Source organism: Gordonia sp. 852002-10350_SCH5691597 (assembly GCF_001665715.1).
Lineage (GTDB): Bacteria > Actinomycetota > Actinomycetes > Mycobacteriales > Mycobacteriaceae > Gordonia > Gordonia sputi.
In genome coordinates, this window is sequence record NZ_LZMO01000080.1 from 1 (window position 1) to 819 (window position 819).

An 819-nucleotide genomic window follows, 5' to 3' on the forward strand; every position below is an offset into this window, starting at 1 on the left:
CGTGCCCATCCGGCAGGTGCAGCAGCATCGTGTAACGGGTGGAACGCTCGACGAGAGTGCCGATCGCGGTCTTGTTCTGCTCCCCGGTGATCAGATCCCCCTCCCAGTGCCCGGGGACCGCACGGTCGTCCACCTCTGCCGGCCGGTCGCTGATCATCACCATCGGGTCGATGAATCGCTGATATCGCTCACCCTCTCGGCGCTGCGACCTCCGGCGCGTCCTACCGGTCCGAAGTGCTTGTTGGACTTCACGTTTCAACCCTCCGCGGGCTTGGAAGTACAAGGCTTGATAGATCGTTTCGTGGCTCACCCGCATGCTTTCGTCGTCGGGATGATCCCGGCGCAGGCGGTGAGAGATCTGCTCCGGCGAGAGCTTCCTCGACAAGCCGTCCTCGACCGCTGCCCGTAGGACCGCGTTCACCACCAGTTTGGACTGCTTGGGCCGCGCCCGGAGCGCCGCCGCGATTCGATCGGCCTGATGCGGCAGGTACCGGCCGGCGACACTATGCGCACGCACCTCGCGGGAGATGGTCGAGACGTTCTTTCGGGGGTGTCAGATGGTCTGTGTAAGTCCAGTGCTCATCAGTGAGAGGAAGATCTATGAGCATGGCGTTAGACGACAAGCAGCAGGGCCACGACGATCATCAGTTGCCTGAGCTGGCCGAGCCACGTTCGACTGCGGAGGTGGCCGAGGCGTTGGCGGCTTCGGGCATGGTCGATGAGTTGTTGGCCCAGATCGATACCGGGCAGGTTCAGATCACCGGGGACGGTGGCCTAATTCCGGGTCTGATCAAACTCGCCCTCGAACGTGGGCTGAAA

At 63.0% G+C, this 819-nt stretch carries 2 pseudogenes; one reads left to right on the forward strand and one right to left on the reverse strand.

Annotated features, from left to right (window positions below):
- A pseudogene (locus A5777_RS05695) lies at positions 1 to 535 on the reverse strand (IS30 family transposase); the annotation flags it as partial.
- Positions 536 to 600: 65 nt separating this feature from the next.
- Here A5777_RS05695 and A5777_RS05700 point away from each other — a divergent pair.
- Positions 601 to 819, forward strand: a pseudogene (locus A5777_RS05700) (IS256 family transposase); the annotation flags it as partial.